The organism is Acidovorax sp. KPB24-07 (assembly GCF_057543315.1).
On record NZ_BAAJYS010000729.1, the window covers coordinates 1 to 1,094 of the forward strand.

2 protein-coding genes are annotated in these 1,094 nt (G+C 69.8%); both read right to left on the bottom strand.

Annotated features, from left to right (window positions below; all coding sequences use genetic code 11):
• Positions 1–529 (bottom strand): enoyl-CoA hydratase-related protein (locus AC27IQ_RS25345; protein WP_487091273.1); only part of this gene is annotated, 529 nt, incomplete at its 3' end.
• Positions 526–1,026, bottom strand: a complete 501-nt coding sequence (locus tag AC27IQ_RS25350; protein WP_272567036.1) for a MarR family winged helix-turn-helix transcriptional regulator — start codon at positions 1,024–1,026, stop codon at positions 526–528. The genes AC27IQ_RS25345 and AC27IQ_RS25350, both read right to left, overlap by 4 nt.
• Between the last annotated feature and the right edge of the window lie 68 nt (positions 1,027–1,094).

The following is a 1,094-nucleotide window of genomic DNA, read 5'->3' on the forward strand; positions in this document are numbered from 1 at the left end:
TCATGCGCGGCAGCAGCGCGCAGGCGCCCATGTCGGCGCCGGCCAGGCCCACGCGGGTGAACAGGAACGCGGTGCGTGCGGCGGGCGTGCCGTAGCGCAGGTCGCAGGCCAGCGCCACCATGGCGCCGGCGCCGGCGCAGATGCCGTCGATGGCGCCCAGCACCGGCTGCGGGCAGGCGCGGATGGCCTTCACCAGATCGCCCGTCATGCGCGTGAACTCCAGCAGTTCGGGCATGGTCATGCCGGTGAGCGGGCCGATGATTTCGTGCACGTCGCCGCCCGAGCAGAAATTGCCGCCCGCGCCGGTCACCACCACGGCCTTCACGTCGGTCGCCGTGCGCAGCGCGCCGAAGAAGTCGCGCAGTTCGGCATAGCTCTGGAAGGTCAGCGGGTTCTTGCGCTCGGGCCGGTCCAGCGTGATGGTGCCCACGCCGCGGTCGAACTGCCAGGCGAAGTGCCGTGCCGCGTAGGGGGCCCGGGGCTCGAACTGCGGGCGCATGGGGTTGCCCGCGGAGATGTAGTGCTTCATGCGTTGGTTTCCTGGAGGGTGGGGGTGGCTGCCTGGGCGTGGGCCTTCACCTTGCCGAGCAGCCGGTGCAGGCTGGCGATGTCGCGCTCGCCGAGCGGGCCGAAGGCCTCGACGATCCACTGCGCGTGCGCGTGGGCCATCGCGTCGAACTGTTCGCGCCCGCGCGGCGTGAGCCGCACGAGGAACACGCGGCGGTCGCCCGCCACGTCCACGCGTTCCACCAGCCCTTCGGCGACGAGCTGGTCGGTGATGCCGGTGACGTTGCCGCTGGTGACCATCATGCGGCGCGAGAGGTCCTTCATCTTCAGGCCCTCGGGCGCGCGTTCGAGTTGCGCCATCAGGTCAAAGCGCGGCAGCGTGGTGCCGAACTGGTCGCGCAGCCGGGTGCGCACCTGCTTTTCCACCAGTTGTGTGCAGGTGAGCAGGCGCAGCCACAGGCGCAGGGCCTCGGGGTGCTCGCTGGGGGCGGCGCCGTGCAGGCGGGCTTCGAGGTCCATCGTTTCAGTCCAGCGCATCGTTTGCTATTTTTTTTAATAGCGGCATGCCCTAGTACCGATTGTGCTGG

What these genes read in the sequence shown, in the direction of transcription:
- AC27IQ_RS25350 (WP_272567036.1), bottom strand. Translation starts at nt 1,026, where the DNA reads ATGGACCTCGAAGCCCGCCTGCACGGCGCCGCCCCCAGCGAGCACCCC.